At 36.4% G+C, this 14872-nt stretch carries 12 protein-coding genes; 6 read left to right on the top strand and 6 right to left on the bottom strand.

The genetic code is table 11. The features are described 5' to 3' along the window. Both moeB and ABVM53_RS07905 read left to right on the top strand, forming a co-directional pair. A complete protein-coding gene (gene moeB, locus ABVM53_RS07900) occupies nucleotides 1-1068 on the top strand; it encodes a molybdopterin-synthase adenylyltransferase MoeB (protein ID WP_405330820.1) in 1068 nt (355 codons plus the stop codon). Nucleotides 1069-1324: 256 nt separating this feature from the next. Then, on the top strand, nucleotides 1325-3190 hold the full coding sequence (locus ABVM53_RS07905; protein WP_405330821.1) for an acyltransferase family protein: 1866 nt from the start codon (nucleotides 1325-1327) through the stop codon (nucleotides 3188-3190). Between the two features lie 42 nt (nucleotides 3191-3232). Here the strand turns inward: ABVM53_RS07905 and ABVM53_RS07910 are convergent, their stop codons facing one another. From ABVM53_RS07910 to ABVM53_RS07920, 3 genes are all read right to left on the bottom strand, one after another. Beyond that, the gene (locus tag ABVM53_RS07910) at nucleotides 3233-5701 is read right to left on the bottom strand and encodes a ligase-associated DNA damage response DEXH box helicase (protein ID WP_405330822.1); all 2469 of its coding nucleotides are present in this window, start codon (nucleotides 5699-5701) and stop codon (nucleotides 3233-3235) included. An 88-nt stretch (nucleotides 5702-5789) separates the two neighbouring features. Continuing rightward, a complete protein-coding gene (locus ABVM53_RS07915) occupies nucleotides 5790-7400 on the bottom strand; it encodes an ATP-dependent DNA ligase (RefSeq protein ID WP_405330823.1) in 1611 nt (536 codons plus the stop codon). 49 nt (nucleotides 7401-7449) lie between these two features. After that, on the bottom strand, nucleotides 7450-8472 hold the full coding sequence (locus ABVM53_RS07920; RefSeq protein WP_371455860.1) for a ligase-associated DNA damage response exonuclease: 1023 nt from the start codon (nucleotides 8470-8472) through the stop codon (nucleotides 7450-7452). Nucleotides 8473-8709: 237 nt separating this feature from the next. Here ABVM53_RS07920 and ABVM53_RS07925 point away from each other — a divergent pair, with 237 nt between their 5' ends. From ABVM53_RS07925 to ABVM53_RS07940, 4 genes are all read left to right on the top strand, one after another. Next, nucleotides 8710-9135 carry a TerB family tellurite resistance protein gene (locus ABVM53_RS07925; RefSeq protein ID WP_371455267.1) on the top strand — a complete coding sequence of 142 codons (426 nt, stop codon included), beginning with the start codon at nucleotides 8710-8712 and terminating at the stop codon, nucleotides 9133-9135. 146 nt (nucleotides 9136-9281) lie between these two features. Beyond that, the gene (locus ABVM53_RS07930) at nucleotides 9282-9773 is read left to right on the top strand and encodes a GNAT family N-acetyltransferase (RefSeq protein ID WP_405330824.1); all 492 of its coding nucleotides are present in this window, start codon (nucleotides 9282-9284) and stop codon (nucleotides 9771-9773) included. Between the two features lie 6 nt (nucleotides 9774-9779). Beyond that, the gene (locus tag ABVM53_RS07935; protein WP_405330825.1) at nucleotides 9780-11036 is read left to right on the top strand and encodes an aspartate kinase; all 1257 of its coding nucleotides are present in this window, start codon (nucleotides 9780-9782) and stop codon (nucleotides 11034-11036) included. Nucleotides 11037-11174: 138 nt separating this feature from the next. Next, nucleotides 11175-12986 carry a GNAT family N-acyltransferase gene (locus ABVM53_RS07940; RefSeq protein ID WP_405330826.1) on the top strand — a complete coding sequence of 604 codons (1812 nt, stop codon included), beginning with the start codon at nucleotides 11175-11177 and terminating at the stop codon, nucleotides 12984-12986. Nucleotides 12987-13068: 82 nt separating this feature from the next. Here the strand turns inward: ABVM53_RS07940 and ABVM53_RS07945 are convergent, their stop codons facing one another. The 3 genes from ABVM53_RS07945 to ABVM53_RS07955 all read right to left on the bottom strand — a co-directional run bounded on the left by ABVM53_RS07945 (nucleotide 13069) and on the right by ABVM53_RS07955 (nucleotide 14857). Continuing rightward, on the bottom strand, nucleotides 13069-13416 hold the full coding sequence (locus ABVM53_RS07945; protein ID WP_371455263.1) for a TM2 domain-containing protein: 348 nt from the start codon (nucleotides 13414-13416) through the stop codon (nucleotides 13069-13071). A gap of 31 nt (nucleotides 13417-13447) precedes the next feature. Then, on the bottom strand, nucleotides 13448-13843 hold the full coding sequence (locus tag ABVM53_RS07950) for a VOC family protein (RefSeq protein ID WP_405330827.1): 396 nt from the start codon (nucleotides 13841-13843) through the stop codon (nucleotides 13448-13450). An 81-nt stretch (nucleotides 13844-13924) separates the two neighbouring features. Next, a complete protein-coding gene (locus ABVM53_RS07955) occupies nucleotides 13925-14857 on the bottom strand; it encodes a 2-hydroxyacid dehydrogenase (RefSeq protein WP_405330828.1) in 933 nt (310 codons plus the stop codon). Nucleotides 14858-14872: the final 15 nt, after the last annotated feature.

Below are 14872 nucleotides of genomic sequence, written 5' to 3' on the forward strand. Positions count from 1 at the left end.
ATGTTAGATGCAACAGAAAAGAGTCGTTACTCTAGGCATATTTTACTCGATGAGGTAGGAGAATTGGGCCAGCAAAAACTTAAAAATACACGAGTTTTAGTTATTGGGTGTGGTGGATTGGGCTGTCCTGCATTGCAGTATTTAGCTGCTGCCGGGGTAGGGCATTTAGGGATTATAGATGATGATCGTGTTGATTTTAGCAATCTGCAAAGACAGATTTTATTTGCTGAAAAACACGTAGGAATGTTGAAGGTAGAAGCTGCAAAAGAGGCTTTACATCGACTGAATTCTCAAATTATTATTAAGATCTATCCCACACGTTTATCTGCAGATAATGCTTTAGAATTATTAAATGATTATGACATTATTGTTGAAGGGAGCGATAGCTTCAGTACAAAGTATCTGGCGAATGATGCTGCTGTTTTAAGTGGTAAACCATTAGTTTTTGGATCCATATTTAAATTTGAAGGGCAGGTTTCCGTATTTAATTTTAAAAATGGTCCCACCTACCGTTGTCTGTATCCAGAACCGGTGAATGAAACAGAAATGCCCACGTGTAGCGAAGTAGGTGTGCTAGGTATTTTACCCGGAATTATAGGCATGTTTCAGGCTAATGAAGTGATCAAGATTATCTTAGGTTTAGGAAATATTCTCTCGGGTAAACTTTTAATTTATAACAGTCTTGACGTTTCACAAATGCTACTTCCATTTAACAAAAATGACTCAATAGAAATCTCTGAATTGATCGAACTAGATTTAAGTTGTTCAATCAATTCGGCTAACGAGATAGATTATAAGTATTTTAAAGAAAATGAAAGCGCGTATGTATTGATTGATGTTAGAAGTAAAACGGAGCGCGAGGCATCAAATATTGGCGGGTTGCATATTCCTTTAGATCAATTACTAAAGAACCCCAATCAGATTGCTGAATATGGTGAGGTTGTCTTTTATTGCGAATCTGGAAAGCGAAGTGCCAAGGCTGTTGACCAACTTCAAAAACGATTTTCAGAACAAAAAATGCATAGTTTGAAAGGTGGTATAGCAGAAGCGCTCTTGCTTGAAAATTAAATCTTATCGAGATAGCGCAACATATTTTGATGCGGTCTTCCAGTTTTTTGTTAAGACCATCTGTATTAAAATGAGAATCAGCTAGATTGGGTATTTCGCAAATTCTTATATGAATTTTAGGTAATTTGTTCAATTAATGGGAATTTATACCTCGTAAATTATTGAAAACAAAAGTAAACCACCATTTGTATGTTTTAATTTAACATAAATTATGTAAGAACATTATTTATCGTAAGATTACGCATAATTTTACGGTATGCAATTTCGTTATGATATTAATGTACTTCGTGCTATAGCAGTGATAGGCGTAGTATTATTTCATTTTCACGTTCCTTTCTTTGATGGCGGTTTTGCCGGTGTAGATATATTTTTTGTGATATCTGGTTATTTGATGTCTAAGATTATTATAACTGGGCTTTATAACGACAGCTTTAATGTTTTAGACTTTTATAAAAAAAGAGCAACCCGAATTATTCCTGCTCTCTTGCTTCTTGTTTTGTTTGTTTTGATTGTTGGTCAAATTATCTTCTTTGGCGATATGCAAAAAGATATGTCTAAGTATGCCTTAAGCAGCATATTTTTTGTCTCCAACCTTGTCTATTACTTCAATTCAAACTACTTTGATTTAGCCTCTCAGTATAACATTCTCTTACATACTTGGTCTTTGTCTGTAGAATGGCAGTTTTATATCTTATACCCCATTTTCCTTCTTCCCTTAAAGAAAATATACGCCGCTAAAGTTTCAATTTTTAAGCTGATTATTATATCACTCACTGTATTTAGTTTTTTATTGAACTTATACGTAAACACAAAAGATTTATCTCTCTCTTTTTACTCATTCCCCACGAGATCTTGGGAAATGTTAATGGGCTGCATAGTGTTTCTATATGAAGGTTTTTTTACCGAAAAAATACCAACTTATTTAAAAAAGATTACCTCAATAATAGGATATACACTTCTGCTTGGCAGTTTTGTATTCTATGATGAGAATATGACTTGGCCAAATTATACGACCATACTACCCGTTGCTGCTACAGCATTGATACTTTTATGCAATTATAATTTTAAAATTCTGGAAAATCCAATACTAAATATTCTAGGAAAAATATCTTACTCGCTATATTTATGGCATTGGCCATTTTACGTTATTGCATTGTATTTTGGTTTTCTTAAGAACGATAGCACCATAGTAATACTGTTGCTTCTAAGTATTGGGGCTTCCTATTTATCGTTTAAATATGTAGAAACAAATCGAGAGATATCAAGCCAAAAGAGCGTTATTACATCTATGATAGCGTTATCTTTATTAGCTATAATACCATTTTTTTTTAGTTTCAATGAAAAAATTCTCGATGACAAGCAAAAGGTTATAGCAAATTATGAATCCATTTATACTCAGGAGAAAAGTGTACAACAATTTAGGACAAACACCTGTTTTCTTACAAGTAAAAGCGATTTTGGAGAATATGATAAAACTGTCTGCCTGAATTTAGACAATTCAAAAAAAAATGTTTTGCTAATTGGCGATAGTCACGCCGCTCAATATTCTCAGAGTCTCCTTAGCTTTTTTGAAAAGCAAAATATTAATTTGCTTCAAGCTACATCATCTAGTTGCACTCCATTTCCTAATTCGAAGGGGAGGCCGGATAATGTCAAATTGATGAATAATATTTATCTAGAATATATTCCTGAATACCACAATGAGATCGACTTTGTGATTCTATCTTGTCACTGGATAAACTTATCAAAGAGATATACTAATGATGAAATAATTCAAAAAATAAATGAAACAATGGCACTTTTTGAAAAATACAATATTCCATATGCACTGTTAGGCCAAACAAAAGCTTATATACTTCCCTATCCAGATGTACTTTTAAGGTCTGAAATTTTTTCTTTTGTAAATCCAGATAATTTTCTCGATGACAGAACGTTGCCTATGAACAACTTTCTAAAATTTTCTTTGCAAAACAAACCATATATCGACATCCATGAGTTAAAGCTCGAAGTCCTTTCTAAAGCAAACAATTTGTATATGCACGATAAAGATCATTTTACTTACTATGGTACAGAACAGGCTGTCGATTATTTTGACAAAGAACTGGACTTGTTTACCTTTTAAAATTTGTATAATTCGTTTTATGCTGGATCAATAAAAACACGATCAAATCTTATCCAGATACCTCAGCATATTTTTAATTCGGTCTTCTAGCTTTTCACTACTCAGTTTCTCTCGAAGGCGATCGGTAATAATAGGGAAAGAAAACGGTGTGGCTTTTTGGCAATGTTTAACAACAATTTCCTGTTTTTCGATACGCTCTAAAGCCACCCGAAGACGACCTTCTTCTAACTGGTGCTCAAACGTTTCCCGATACGCCTGCTGAAACAATAAATTCTCAGGTTCGTAATCCCTGAAAACCTCAAATAGTAACTGACTGTTGCTTTGTAAGTGTTTATTTTTAATCACCTTACCTGGAAAGCCTGTGAAAACCATTCCACTGATAACAGCAATATCTCTAAATTTACGACGTGCCATTTCGGTGCTATTTAAGCTCTTTTGTAAATCTTCAAAAAGATACTGTGATGTAAAAAGGTCGTTGTCTAAAACCTGCTGCATATCAATTTGCTGATCAGAAAGAATCTCAAACCCATAATCGTTAAAGGCAATACTAAAAGTAATTGGGGAAAGTAAGCTTATGCGATATGCCAACAAACTACCTAAAGCTTCGTGAACAAATCTACCTTCGAAGGGATAAAAAATGTGATGATATCCCTCTCTACTTTTAAAAGTTTCAATTAAAAACTGATCATTTGTAGGTACTATAGATTCTAATCGTTGACGGTCAAAAATCTCTTTCAATGCCTGTAATTCCGGGGTTTGTTCAGAAAGAGGCAAATTTGCAGAGTACAATTCTTCGCGTAATAATTCACTCATCTGTGCAGACAGGGTGAGACGTCCTCCCATCCAGCTAACCACGCGAGCTTGTTTTTTGGTTTTAGCCTTTTTCACAAGCACTTGCATTCCCTTAATGCGATACAGTTCGAGATTTTTACCGGCAAATGTAAATACATCTCCCGGAGACAACTTTGATATAAACCATTCTTCAACGCTACCTATAAAACCACCTTTTAAAAACTTTACTTGTAATACAGCATCGCTAACTATAGTGCCTATTTGCAGTCTGTGACGCATAGCAACAGCCTTGCTATTTACCTTAAACTTGCCATCATCTTCAACCTCTATCTTTTTATATTCATCATATGCCTGTAAAGACTGACTACCTTTTGTGATGAAGTTGAGAATCCAACGCCATTGATCTTCGGTCATTGCTTGAAAGCAGAACGTCTGTTTTATTTCTTTCCAGATCTCGGCAGGGTAAAACCCATCAGAAACGGCGAGCGTTGTTAAATATTGAATCAAAACATCAAAACTCAATAAATAGGGAATGCGGTCTTCTACCACTTGATTTATTGCGGCTTTACCCAATGCTGAAGCTTCGATTAATTCAATAGCGTGTGTGGGCAAAAAGTAAATTACACTTTCTTTTCCCGGTTGATGTCCACTGCGTCCTGCACGTTGCAAAAATCGGGCGACCCCTTTGGGTCCGCCTATTTGAATAATACTTTCTACCGGGGCAAAATCAACCCCAAGATCAAGACTGGAAGTACAAATCACCGCCTTTAGACTTTCATTGCGTATAGCTTCTTCAACCCAAACCCGTGTTTCTTTATTTATACTACCATGGTGCATTGCAAGTTCGCCTGCATATTCAGGATGTTTATGCATCAACTTCTGAAACCACAATTCACACTGTGCACGAGTATTTGTAAATAGTAAGGTCGTTTTACTATTATTTATGATAGGAACTACCTCTTCTACAAGATGCAAACCCATATGCCCTCGCCAAGGAAACTTCTCCATGGTTTCTGGGATAATACTTTCTACTTTGTATGTTTTTCCCAGATTAGCTTTAATAAGAATAGAATTTTCAAAAGCATCAGAGCTGCTGCCTAGAAGTACCTCGCGTGCCTGATTAAGATTGCCTATAGTTGCCGAAATCCCCCAAATACGCAGTTTTGGAGCAATTGTTTTAAGTCTTGATAATCCCAATTCTACTTGTACGCCCCGTTTGCTGCCCAGTAGTTCGTGCCACTCGTCAATAACGATAGAAGTACAACTTTTAAAAACTTTATCATAGCCTTTAGAAGTTAGTAGCAGTTGCAAGCTTTCTGGAGTAGTGATTAATAAATCTGGCATCTTGCGTTTTTGCTTGGCACGCTCAGCTTGCGGAGTGTCACCAGTACGTATTCCTACGCTAAGCTGGGTTCCCATACCTTCTGCAAAACGTTGAGCTGCCTGTGCGATTTCTACTGAAAGCGCCCGCAATGGAGTAATCCAAATGGCTTTTAATCCCGGTTTATGCTTAGTTTTAAAATCGGGATTATTTTTAATGTAATCCAAAACAAACCCGGCCCATAATGCATAGGTTTTTCCACTTCCTGTAGGAGCATTTAGAAGTCCGTTTTTTCCCGCTAAAAACGCATCCCAACTTTCTTCTTGAAATGGAAAAGGTTTCCATCCCTGACTTTTAAACCACGACTTTGCGAGGGTATGTAATTGTTTATTTGTCATAGTTGTGAGCGAAGCCAAGTATTCATTTGGTTTAGCTGAATTTATATTTAATTCAATAATTTAGAGCCTTGTTTATCTTGAAATACGTTCAGCTTACTGCGTCTGGCTTTGGAATGAGTTGTTTTAGGTCTTCTAAGGTATTAGCATCCTCTATTTTCTTGTCTTTGCGCCAGCGTAACATACGTGGAAAACGCGTTGCAACACCGCTTTTGTGCCTCTTTGAAAGAGCAATACCTTCAAAGGCAATCTCAAAAACATGATGCGGAGTTACGCTACGCACCGGGCCAAAACGTTCTAGTGTATTTCGTTTAATCCAGGCATCTAAACTTCGGAATTCGGCATCGGTAAGACCTGAGTAAGCTTTGGCAAATGTGACTAGCTCTTCTTTATCATTATCCCAGAGTCCAAAGGTGTAATCTGTAAATAAATTACTACGCCTACCGTGACCGCGCATCGCATAGGTGAGAACAGCATCAATAGTTAGTGGGTCTACTTTCCATTTCCACCAGTCCCCTTTTTTACGACCTACGAGGTATGGAGAATCTTTCCGCTTTAGCATCAATCCTTCAGACATAACTTCGCGGCTGCGCTCCCGTTCTATAGCTGCCTCTTCCCAGGATTTAAAACTTAATGTTTCTGAAAGATGAAGAGGAATATCTGGAGTTTTAACTTCGGTATATAGTTTCTCTAAAATTTCACGTCGTTCTGAAAAAGCCAGATTACGAATGTCTTTGCCTTTCCATTCAAGAATATCATAAGCTTTTAAAATCACAGGTGTTTTAGTAAGCTGCGCTTTAGTAATATTCTTACGGCCTATACGCGTTTGTAAATCATTAAACGTGCCTATTAAATCATTTTTAAATGGCAGTATTTCCCCGTCTAATACAGTGCCATTAGGCAAGGTGCCCACAAAAGATTGAAACTCGGGATATTTGTCTGTTACGAGTTCTTCTCCACGACTCCAGACAAATAGTTCATCATCACGTATTATAACCTGGGACCGAATTCCATCCCATTTATGTTCTGCATACCAGTTATTGACATCACCTAAATCTTCGGGCTTATCTTCAATTGCATAGGCTAAATAAAAAGGATAGGGTTTGCTTAAGTAATCAGATTCATTTTCTTCAAGAATTAGCTCTTGAAAACTTATTTTTTTAGGATCCCAATTACCCATTAGTTTATAGGCAAGTACATCAATATCTATATCGGTGGCCTTAGCAAGTGCTCGTGTCATTAATTTCTGACTCACCCCTATACGGAAACTACCCGTTATAAGTTTTGTAAAAACAAAACGCTCATAATAGTTGAGGTTTGTCCAATTCTCGTGTAGATATTCTCTTTTTTCTTCATCTGATTTCTTTTTGAGCGCAATCATTTCCTCTAAAAATTGCGTTAGACTTTTTTCAGTACTTTCTTCAGAAGCCGGTATAATAAGCGCAATTGTTTCAGCAAGATCACCTACAATATGATAGCTTTCTTCAAAAAGCCATAAGGGTATATGAGCAAGTTCTGTAGCCCAAGTGCGCAAGAGAGTCGTGTTAACAGGGCGAGGGGGACGACGATGAGAAAGTATAGCTATTGTCCAGACTTTGTCTTTAGGGGAAGCCTCTCTAAAATATTGAGTAAGTGCATCAACTTTGACATTTGTCTTATTTGTGCTATCAATCTTTCTAATAAGTTCTGCAAATTCCTTCATTCTCGCTGTCCTTCAAATGGCTCTCCTATGGGAAGAGTATCGTCATTATTTAATTTTCTTCTAATTCTTCTTTTTTATTTTCTTCTCCCAGTTCACCTTCGTATTGAGTTGCTTCAGTGCGGGCATCGTATCCTTGCTCTAGTAAAAAGCGCGTGAAAATATCGGTATATCCGTGGGTACTTATTATTTTTTCGGCACCGGTTGCTTTTACACTTTCGAGTAAACCTTGCCAGTCACAATGATCACTAAGTACAAAACCTTTATCTATTGCACGTCTTCTTCGCGCTCCGCGAAAGGTCATCCATCCGCTAGCAGAAGCGGTAACATAAGGAACCATTTTACGTATCCAGGTACTACCGTGCGCGCTGGGAGGCGCGACAACTATATTTCCTATAAATTCTTCTTTTTTAGTTTCTCGGGTCACTCGTGTTGTTATGGGCATCGGGGTTAGAGGCCGTATAACCTCCGTCATATTTTCAATAGCGCCGTGCGTATATATTTTACCTATATCGGTGTCTAGATATCTTAGAAGGCGTTGCGCTTTACCAAGCGAATACCCAAATATTATAGAAGTTTTGCCTTCGGCTTTATTTTCTGCCCACCAGTTGTTGATGTCTGTAAAAACTTCAGCTTGAGGCCGCCATTTAAAAGCAGGAAGACCAAATGTGCTTTCTGTTATAAAAGTGTGGCATTTAACCGGTTCATAAGGTACCGCAATCCCGTCGTCTTCCGTTTTATAATCTCCAGTAAATACCCATACTTCACCTTTGTGTTCTACGCGTATTTGAGAGCTGCCAATAATATGTCCGGCGGGATGCAGGCTAAATTTGACATTGTTAATTACAAAAGTTTCGCCCCATTCTTTACCAGTCACATTAATCTCACCAAGCCGATGTCGTATAATAGGAACATTAGTGTGGTGTGTGATATAAGACTTATGCCCATATCGACTATGATCTGCATGACCATGAGAAATAATGGCTTTATCTACTGGTTTCCAAGGATCGAGATATACATTGGCTGCTGCACAAAATATACCTTTGTCGTTAAATTGTAAGAGAGGCTCTGCGATGACTAAGTGGTTTTTATTTAAAATTACGAAGCCCGATAACTACTCTTTATAGGATTAAGAAAAGATTAGCTAGAATTATAACTTATTAAGAATTACTAGTTACCAGTAGGCGAGTTGCTATAGTAGAAATCTCAAAAACTTAAATGCATTTGTCGCTAGTAGGAGCCTCAAATTAATACAGTTTAAATTTTTATACGATTGCAGAATATCTATCTTTGATCTCTTAAAATTAGAACCATGTCTTTTACAGATTTATTTGATAGCGGAGAGCACAGACGTAACTTAGGTCATTTTGCAGCAATTGCAAATATGGCTACTGTTGATGGTGAACTTAACGCCGAAGAAACAAAACTTTTAAAGCGTTTTGCAGTTAAACTTGATATTGATGAGAGTGAATATATTGATATCGTTGAAAATGCACGGAAATACCCGATTAACCCTCCCAATACTTCAGAAAAACGTCTAGAACGTTTACATGATTTATTCAGAATGATATTTGTAGACCATACAATAGATGATCACGAGCGTTTTTTAATAGAAAAATATGCGATAGGTTTAGGATTTAGTGCAGAACGTGCTAAAAAATTAATCGAGCGCTCTATTGATATTTTTCAAGGCGGTGTAGATTTTGAAGATTATCTATATCTATTAGAGAAAAAATAGCACAATTAGAATATTAATTACTACCCGCACAAGTTTATTGTAGCGGGTATTTTTATTTATACCCGGTAGAATTATAGGTAACCCTAAGAGATTACTAATTTTCTTCTTTTATTAAAAATGTATCTTTATCCGCAAATTAATTAGGTATGAATGCACAAATACGTAAAGCCGAATCAAATGATATGGCTCAGGTTTTAAGACTTATAACAGAACTTGCAGTGTATGAGAAAGAACCAGATGCGGTAGAAATTACGGTAGATGATTTAATTGCCTACGGAACCGGAGAAGATCGTGATTTTACATGTTTTATTGCTGAACGCGAGGGAGACATACTAGGTATTGCGTTAGTTTATTTTAGATTTTCTACCTGGAAAGGACGCACGGTACATCTAGAGGATTTAATTGTACGAGAGCAGTACAGAGGTCAAGGTATAGGAATGACCTTATATACAGAAGTAATTAATTATACATATAGCTTGGGTCTAAAACGCGTAGAGTGGGTGGTGCTTGACTGGAATACTAATGCTGTTGATTTTTATCAAAGATCGGGTGCAACTGTCATGCAAGAATGGAATACGGTGCAGATGGATACGCAGGCTATGAAGCAGTTTCTGGTATCAAAAGGAAAAATCGATTAACAGCTTATGAGTTTTGAAGTTTACAAATTTGGAGGGGCTTCTGTATCTACCGCAGACGGAGTGCGTAACCTTATTTCTATTTTAAATAAAAGCACTTCTAAAGATATCATCATTGTAGTTTCTGCAATGGGAAAAATAACAAATGCATTAGAGCGCGTCGTAGCATCTTATTTTGAGTCTAAAGAATTATGTGTTGAAGCCATTCAGCCAGTTATAGAATATCATTTTTCACTTGCTGAAGATTTATTTGAAAACTACGCTACACCGGTTTTTAAAAAATTACAGCGACTATTTGAAGAATTAAATGGTTTTCTAAATCGAAACAAGTCTCCAGACTATGATTTTGTTTATGATCAAGTCGTGAGTTACGGAGAGTTATTGAGTACTACCGTTGTAAATGCCTATTTAAGTGAAAATGGGTTTGCGAGTGTTTGGCACGATGTGCGTGAGTATATTAAAACAGATGCTACGTATCGGGAAGGTAAAGTAAACTGGGAGTTAACTATGCAAAATCTCAGTACGGGACTCCCTAAAACTGGAATACACCTAATGCAAGGTTTTATAGGGTCTGAAGCAAATGGCTTTACCACTACATTAGGGAGAGAAGGAAGTGATTACACTGCAGCAATTATTGCCTACTGCTTAAATGCAAAAGCTGTTACTATCTGGAAGGACGTTCCGGGGGTTTTAAGTGCAGATCCAAGGTATTTTGACCACGCAGTTTTACTTCGGTTTATATCTTATCAGGAAGCGATAGAGCTTGCCTTTTACGGGGCCTCTGTTATACATCCTAAAACATTGCAGCCCCTACAACGTAAGGAAATACCCTTATTTGTAAAGTCATTTAATGATCCTGATGCTCTTGGAACTCAAGTGAGTTTAGGTCAGGCTATTGAACCAGAAGTTCCTTGCTATATTTTAAAAACAAATCAGGTTTTACTAGAGTTGGCCTCTCTGGATTTTTCCTTTATGGCAGAAGAAAATATAGGTGAGATTTTTAAGCTTCTTGGTATCTACAAGATGAAGGTAGATTTGATTCAGAATTCTGCAATTAGTTTTTCGGTTTGTGTTGATAATAAGTTTAAGAATCTGGATGTTCTTGTAGCTAAATTACGGGCAGATTTTAAAGTTACTGTACATCAGAATGTAAATTTGTATACTTTACGGCATGCCACTGCAGAATCTATTGAGATACTGGAGCTAAATAAAGAGATTTTATTAAAACAAGTTGCACAAAATACCGTTCAACTCGTTACATTATAGGATGCTTGCTGCGTTTTTGCCTATATTTGTTTTCTACCTTTTTGGTGGTCTGTTAGTAGTAGGCCTTGCCTTCAAAATAATTGAGTTAAAACTATATACCTTTAGTATTTTTCAAAAGGTCTTGAACACTAGAAATTAATGGGATTAGTTACCGCAAAAGAAGTCGCAAAAGCAATTAAAGTAGATAAATTTGGTTTTGCGGGTACATTTATGGGTTGGACACTTATGAAAGTGCTGAAAATCTCAAAAGCAAATGAAATTTACGATCGTAATAAGCATTTGAGTGATTTAGAATTTCTGGATGCGATATTGGGCGAATTTGAGATTGATTTTGATATTCCCGAAGAAGATCTAAAGCGCCTCCCAAAGAATGGAAGTTATATCACAATTAGTAACCATCCATTAGGAGGAATAGACGGTATTTTGCTTTTGAAACTTATGATTGAGCAGCGACCGGACTTCAAAATTATAGCTAACTTTTTATTGCACCGTATAGAGCCGCTTAAGCCTTATGTAATGCCTGTAAATCCTTTTGAAGATCACAAAGATGCTAAGTCAAGCATTGCCGGTTTTAAACAAGCAATTACGCATTTACGGGAAGGGCATCCTTTAGGGATATTTCCTGCTGGTGAAGTTTCTACATATAAGGATGATAAACTTATAATAGATAAGCCTTGGGAAGAAGCCGCTATGAAACTGGTTCAACGTGCTGAGGTTCCTATCGTACCTATTTATTTTCACGCAAAAAACAGTAGGCTATTTTATCAATTATCACGTATAAGTGATACGCTGCGTACAGCAAAATTACCATCTGAATTACTTACTCAGAAAAAGCGCACCATACACGTGCGTATAGGAAACCCTATTAATGTTGCCGCTCAAAAAGAGCATACTACCTTAGAAGAGTTTACAGAATTCATACGTAAGAAAACCTATATGCTTGCTAAGACTTTTGAGAAAAAGTCAATTTTAAGTACTATTCCGCAATCTTTAAAAGTTCCTAGAGAGCCCAAGAAAATTGTAAAAGGAGTGAAGTCTGAACTTATTGAACAGGAGGTTAATAACCTTAGAAATATTGAGCGTAGACTGCTGCAGAGTAAAAATTACGAAGTGTTTTTGGCATCCGCCGAAATTATTCCGAATATATTAAATGAGATAGGTCGTTTGCGGGAAATTACTTTTAGAGAAGTAGGCGAGGGGACAAACGAGCCTACAGATCTCGATAAATATGACCATCACTACCACCACTTGTTCTTGTGGGATGAAGACAATAAAAAAATTGCAGGAGCTTACCGTATGGGTCTAGGATCGCAGATTATGCCACAACACGGTATAAACGGATTCTATTTACAGAGCCTCTTTAGATTTGAGCCCGAGTTGCATAAAATGATGGGAGAAAGTATAGAGATGGGGCGTGCATTTATTATTAAAGAGTATCAGCAAAAACCTATGCCACTGTTTTTACTTTGGAGAGGTATTGTACATACCACATTACGATTCCCGGAGCATAAATATTTAATAGGTGGCGTAAGCATCAGTAATCAATTTTCAAATTTTTCAAAGTCATTGATGATTGAGTTTATGCGCTCGCATTATTATGATCCGTATATAGCACAATATATTAGGCCTAAAAAAGAATTTAAGGTAAAGCTTAAAGATGCCGATAAAGAGTTTGTTTTTGATGAAACTGAAGCAGACTTAAACAAGTTTGATAAAATCATTGAAGAGATGGAAACGGGTAACCTGCGTCTTCCAGTTTTAATTAAAAAGTATATTAAACAAAATGCTAAAGTGGTGGCCTTTAATGTAGACCCACTTTTTAATGATGCTATAGATGGTTTAATGTATATACGTATAGAAGACCTTCCGGAAAGTACTGTAAAACCAGTATTAGAAGAATTTCAGGCAGAACTGGAGCAAAAGCTAGAGCAGGCTAAAAAAGAAGAATAGTAGCTTTTGTATTAAATTAAAAACTAAAAAAAGCTCAACATAATTTTATGTTGAGCTTTTTAAATATATAGCAACTGGTTTCTTAGAACCAGGGTTTTCTTCCTACTTGATATGTCTGATAAAATTCTTCATCAGATTTTGTTAAATAGATAATCCCTTCAATAAAGCCAATAATTCCTCCCATTCCAAAAGTAACAATCGAAACTATAATCTGAATAATTCCCTCCTTAGTATAACCAAGGATAAATTTGTGAATACCTAAGTATCCGAAAAGTATTCCTAAAATTCCGCAAAGAAGTTTTTTGTTTTCGCCGTGATTAGTAGTTTGATTCCAGCTTTCTTTAAAGTCGTTAGCTGAATTTTTTGCACCATCACTAAAATTATTTGCAGTTTCTCTGGCTTGATCTCCGAAGTTTTTATCTTCATTCATAGAATAACGGTTGTTAGGTTATTTTTAAAATTTATTTATTTTCTAAAAATACAGAATCATTAGGTTCCCACAATTCGATTTTGTTGTTTTCAGGATCCAAAATCCAACCAAATTTTCCATAGTCGTATTCTTCAATATCCCCTACAACAGTAACTCCCTCTTCTTTAAGAACTTCAAGTAATTCAACTAGATTTTCAACTCTAAAGTTCATCATAAACTGCTTTTCACTAGGTTTGAAATAGCTGGTGCTTTGTTGAAACGGACTCCATTGTGTTGAGCATTTTTCACCATTTTCATCATGCCACCAGAACGTCCATCCATATTGATCTGTAGGTATTCCTAAATGAGTTTTATACCACTCTTTAATTTGATCTGGATTTTCTGTCTTGAAGAAAAATCCGCCTAATCCGGTTACTCTTTTTTTCATACTTGATTATTTGGTTGATGATTTTAAGCTCTCTTAGAAACGATTCTCGAGCGTTCCATTATAAGGTTTCAAATTTTTAAACTAAAGCTTTAAAATCTTGTCCACAATTGTCTGTGAGAGTTTTATTTTACTTTCTACCGTCCATCCTGCAATGTGAGGAGTAAGTACAACCTGATCTGCATTAATCAAATAATGTAAAGGCTCGGGCATATCTTCGGCTGTAAAAAGATTTTCAAAGGATAACTTTTCATATTCCAGAACGTCTAGTCCGGCACCCTTAATTTTACCTGATTTTAAGGCTTCAACTAGATCTGAGGTTACTACACTTTTACCACGCGCAGTATTAATAAGCCAAAACGGTTTCTTGAACTCGCTAATAAAGTGGGTATTTACCATTTTATCAGTTTGGGGTGTCCACGGCGTATGCAGACTCAAAACATCTGATTTTTCTTGCAATTCTTCTAGTGATACCTGTCGTGCATTTGCGTTACCCAATCCCGGTCTAATATCGTAACACAGGACCTCGCAATCAAAACCTTGTAGCTTTTTTGCAAAAGCATTTCCCATATTTCCATATCCTATAAGGCCTACGGTTTTACCTTCGAGCTCCAGACCTCTGTTTTTCTCTCGATTCCATTGCCCCGCTTTAACCTCAGCGTCGGCTAGTTTTAATTTATTAAAGAGCATTAAAAGCATTCCCAGAGCGTGCTCACCTACAGCATTTCTATTTCCTTCGGGAGCAGCAATTAAATGTATCCCTTTTGACTCGGCATAGGGGATATCAATACTTTCTAAGCCTGCACCTACACGTGCTATGAATTTTAGGTTACTTGCTTTATCAATAAACTGTTTGTCTATTTTAAACCTACTTCTTATAACCACACCATCATACTCATCTATTTTAGCTTCGATTTCTTCTTTAGAGGAGGAGTAGTCTTCGTGATTTATATGACCGGCTGCTGCTAACTGTTCAATCATCAATTCATGATTGCTATCAATATGTAAGATTTTCATAGGGAATAAATGTGA

It is taken from the genome of Leeuwenhoekiella sp. LLG6367-2.1 (assembly GCF_045055775.1).
GTDB classification, from domain to species: domain Bacteria; phylum Bacteroidota; class Bacteroidia; order Flavobacteriales; family Flavobacteriaceae; genus Leeuwenhoekiella; species Leeuwenhoekiella aequorea.

Coding starts and splice junctions, on each gene's coding strand:
- moeB (WP_405330820.1), top strand. CDS start 1: ATGTTAGATGCAACAGAAAAGAGTCGTTACTCTAGGCATATTTTACTC.
- ABVM53_RS07905 (WP_405330821.1), top strand. CDS start 1,325: ATGCAATTTCGTTATGATATTAATGTACTTCGTGCTATAGCAGTGATA.
- ABVM53_RS07910 (WP_405330822.1), bottom strand. CDS start 5,701: ATGACAAATAAACAATTACATACCCTCGCAAAGTCGTGGTTTAAAAGT.
- ABVM53_RS07915 (WP_405330823.1), bottom strand. CDS start 7,400: ATGAAGGAATTTGCAGAACTTATTAGAAAGATTGATAGCACAAATAAG.
- ABVM53_RS07925 (WP_371455267.1), top strand. CDS start 8,710: ATGTCTTTTACAGATTTATTTGATAGCGGAGAGCACAGACGTAACTTA.
- ABVM53_RS07930 (WP_405330824.1), top strand. CDS start 9,282: ATGAATGCACAAATACGTAAAGCCGAATCAAATGATATGGCTCAGGTT.
- ABVM53_RS07935 (WP_405330825.1), top strand. CDS start 9,780: ATGAGTTTTGAAGTTTACAAATTTGGAGGGGCTTCTGTATCTACCGCA.
- ABVM53_RS07940 (WP_405330826.1), top strand. CDS start 11,175: ATGGGATTAGTTACCGCAAAAGAAGTCGCAAAAGCAATTAAAGTAGAT.
- ABVM53_RS07945 (WP_371455263.1), bottom strand. CDS start 13,416: ATGAATGAAGATAAAAACTTCGGAGATCAAGCCAGAGAAACTGCAAAT.
- ABVM53_RS07950 (WP_405330827.1), bottom strand. CDS start 13,843: ATGAAAAAAAGAGTAACCGGATTAGGCGGATTTTTCTTCAAGACAGAA.
- ABVM53_RS07955 (WP_405330828.1), bottom strand. CDS start 14,857: ATGAAAATCTTACATATTGATAGCAATCATGAATTGATGATTGAACAG.